This is a genomic window from Streptomyces sp. NPDC048506, assembly GCF_040651315.1.
Classification (GTDB): Bacteria; Actinomycetota; Actinomycetes; order Streptomycetales; family Streptomycetaceae; genus Streptomyces.
This window is the reverse complement of sequence record NZ_JBEZIX010000120.1, coordinates 1-3,113: the sequence shown is the minus strand read 5'-3', so window position 1 is coordinate 3,113 and position 3,113 is coordinate 1. Positions and strand designations below refer to the sequence as shown.

At 66.9% G+C, this 3,113-nt stretch carries 3 protein-coding genes and 1 pseudogene; 2 read left to right on the top strand and 2 right to left on the bottom strand.

Annotated features, from left to right (window positions below; all coding sequences use genetic code 11):
* Positions 1-203: 203 nt before the first annotated feature.
* Positions 204-308, bottom strand: a pseudogene (locus AB0C96_RS42970) (IS5/IS1182 family transposase); the annotation flags it as partial.
* 104 nt (positions 309-412) lie between these two features.
* Positions 413-1,183, bottom strand: a complete 771-nt coding sequence (locus tag AB0C96_RS42965; protein WP_362925741.1) for a helix-turn-helix domain-containing protein — start codon at positions 1,181-1,183, stop codon at positions 413-415.
* A gap of 245 nt (positions 1,184-1,428) precedes the next feature.
* Between AB0C96_RS42965 and AB0C96_RS42960 the strand changes: the two genes are divergently transcribed.
* Both AB0C96_RS42960 and AB0C96_RS42955 read left to right on the top strand, forming a co-directional pair.
* A complete protein-coding gene (locus AB0C96_RS42960; RefSeq protein WP_362925739.1) occupies positions 1,429-2,097 on the top strand; it encodes a DUF4097 family beta strand repeat-containing protein in 669 nt (222 codons plus the stop codon).
* Positions 2,098-2,211: 114 nt separating this feature from the next.
* Complete coding sequence (locus AB0C96_RS42955; RefSeq protein WP_362925738.1) at positions 2,212-3,024, top strand: alpha/beta hydrolase; 813 nt, start codon at positions 2,212-2,214, stop codon at positions 3,022-3,024.
* Positions 3,025-3,113: the final 89 nt, after the last annotated feature.

The following is a 3,113-nucleotide window of genomic DNA, read 5'->3' as shown; positions in this document are numbered from 1 at the left end:
GCGCAATCTCGGCATGAGGATGTCCCAGCTCGAACAACTCGACTGCCCGCATACGTCGGGCCTCGGCCAACTGCGGCCGCGTCAAAGGCGGAACGGACACCTCGGAAGGAACAGACTGAGACTCGAAAGGCACAGCAAGATGCTGCCACCAGCCGAGCCCACCACACCCACAGAACTAACGAAAACCTCAGTAACTGGTCGTTTCAGAATGAGGTGCGTAGTCGTCTCAAGCAGATGATGCTGCAGGCGAGTTCGAGGATCCCTTGGTGCAAGTCGGCTCGTATCTCGTAGCGGATGCGGTGGCGTTGTCGCCCGTTGCAGACCTATCACGGACGACGCCGGCCGCAGCAGTGCCGGTGACCAGGCCCGGCACCAGGCTCCCCCACCGAGTCGGCATCCGTCGCCGCCCCGATCACGGCCGAAGAGGCCGACCTCGGTCGGCGACTCCGGACCCAGCCCCGTCCGAGGTGGTTTCGGGTTGCGCGTGCAGGATGTCGCGTGCCTGCTCCGCAGCGCGGGCGATGTTCTCTGAGACGAAGTCGACGAAGCGGGCGATGCGTTCGAGGCGGGCGCCGGCCGGGGTGCCGGGGCCCAGGACACCGGCACCCTGGAGTGCGGTTCCGGCGAGGTGGGCTGTGCTGCGGGCGTCGGCGATCATCGCCTGGTACCAGACGTCGTCGTCGGTGACGTAGTGCTCGCGGCGGCGCTCGTCGCGTTCTCTGCGGACCAGGCCCTGCCCCTCCAGGAACGCGATCGCCTTGGAGATCGACCCCGGGCTGACCTGGAGGTGCTGGACGAGTTCGGCCGCAGTGAGACTGCCCGCGTCGGTGGTGTAGAGGCATACCAGCACCCGGGACATCATCTTGGGCATGCCCGTCTGCATGAGAACGGTGGTGAACGTCTCCTCATAGGCGCGTACCACCTCGGCGTCTCGACCATGGGACTGAGGAGACGCCTGCGGCCTGCGGGGGGCTGCCTGCCTACGCCGTCGGGCGCGGCGTTCGGTGGCCCGGTGGGCGAGGTCGGCTCGGTAGTCGGTGGGGCCGCCGTTGCGCATCACCTCGCGCGTGATCGTCGAGGTCGGGCGGTCGAGGCGTCGGCCGATCTCCGCGTAGGCGAGGCCGTCGGCCAGGCCCAGCGCGATCTGCTGGCGTTCGGACTGGGTGAGTCTGCCTCCCGGCATCGCGGTCCCCTTCGCGGTCTGCGGCGTCTCCGGCATAGCGTTCACTTCCACTTCATTGCAACATGCTGACTGAGGCTTGTTGCATTCACCTCGACGGTCGCTGCAACGATTTCTCGAATTCTACCTGCGGAAATGGTGATTGCGTACAAGGATCTAGTTGTCGCCCCCTCGAACGCAACGTAGCGTTTTCTCTATCAGAAACAGCGTGCCGCAGAGGCGCGCGATGCAGAAGAGGGAGATCAATGATGCGGAAGTTCGACACCCCCACCCCGATCTCCGTCGTCCTCGACATCCCCGCGGGACACATCCGGTTCATCGCCGCCGACCGAGCCGCCACCACGGTCGTGATCCTGCCCACGGACGCCACCAAGAGCCGCGACGTGAAGGCGGCGGAGCAGACCGAGGTCGCCTACAGCGACGGTGTCCTGCGGATCGAGACCTCACCGGCGACCAACCGGGTCCTAGGCAGCTCCGGATCCCTCGGCGTGACCGTCCAACTGCCATCCGGCTCACGGATCGAGGCGAAGGTGGCCAGCGCCGACTTCCGGGGCGTTGGGCAGCTAGGCGATGTCGCCTTCGAAGGCGCACAGGGCTCGGTCAAGCTCGACGAGACCGCCGACGCCAGCCTCACCCTCCTCGCCGGCGACATCTGGGTCGGTCGCCTGGGTGGCCCCGCGGAAATCAGCACGGAGAAGGGCGACCTCCACATCGCCGAGGCCATGCGCGGCACGGTCACGCTGCGCACCGAGGCCGGCGACATCTCGGTCGGCGCCGCCCGCGGTGTCTCCGCCTCCCTGGACGCCGGCACCTCCTATGGCCGGGTCCACAACGCGCTCAAGAACGCCGAGGGCGCCGCCGGCCTGAACATCCATGCGACCACCGCCTACGGCGACATCACCGCTCGCAGCCTTTAACGCCACCGGGCCCCAAGAGTCCGGCAAGGCGCGCGGCCGTACCCCCTGAGCTCCCGCGACGACTTCACCATCCCTCGCTCCCGATCCACCTCCATCCCTGATGAAAGGCACATCATGACCATCAAGCACCCCTCCTTCACCGGCATGGTGCCGATCGATGACACCGCACTGGCCGTAACCGACACCGGTGGGCCCGGCCGTCCCGTGGTCTACCTCAACGGCTCCTACGCCGACCAGTCGCACTGGCGGCGCGTTATCACCGACCTCGGCATCGGCTACCGGCACATCACCTACGACGAGCGCGCCCGCGGCAAATCGAAGTGCTCGGCGGACTATTCCTTCGAGGCGTGCCTCCGTGACATCGACGCTGTCCTCACGGCCAGACACGTCGACCAGCCGATCCTGGTGGGCTGGTCCTACGGCGCAATGCTCGCCATCCACTGGGCCGCGCGGAATCCGGACCGCGCCCTGGGAGTGGTGTCCGTGGACGGCGCGTTGCCGCACGAGTGGCTCGACGACGCCGCCCGGGAACATCTCCGGAAGCTGTTCCGCCGACTGAGCCCGCTGTTTCCGGTCGGCCGCCGGCTTGGCCTGGCCGCACGGATGAGCGCTGCCCAACACGCCGAGATCAACATCGAGATCAACGAGCTCTACGCGCCCAGCGCCCTCGACCCGGTCTTCGACCGTGTGACGGTACCGACCCGGTACGTGCTCGCCACGGGCGGCAACCTGGGCGGCGACCCGAAGCTGATGGAACAGATACGCGCCAACCTCGACCCGGTGCTCGCCCGGAACCCGAACATCCGGGTCAGCGCGAAGGTCGCGAGCAACCACTCCAAGATCCTGAGCAAGGACTTCCGAGCCGTCGCCGACGCGATACGCGAACTCGCCACCCCGGCACCCACAAGGTCGGCTCAGCCATACTGACTTCAGCTCGTTGGGGTGAATCCTTGCGAAGTCGCTGATGGGTGTGGGTGGGTGGCTGTATTCGTGGTCTGTGAGATATGCGGATGGGG

Excerpts from the sequence above, each read along its gene's own strand:
- AB0C96_RS42965 (WP_362925741.1), bottom strand. The coding sequence starts at position 1,183 with ATGCCGGGAGGCAGACTCACCCAGTCCGAACGCCAGCAGATCGCGCTG.
- AB0C96_RS42960 (WP_362925739.1), top strand. The coding sequence starts at position 1,429 with ATGCGGAAGTTCGACACCCCCACCCCGATCTCCGTCGTCCTCGACATC.
- AB0C96_RS42955 (WP_362925738.1), top strand. The coding sequence starts at position 2,212 with ATGACCATCAAGCACCCCTCCTTCACCGGCATGGTGCCGATCGATGAC.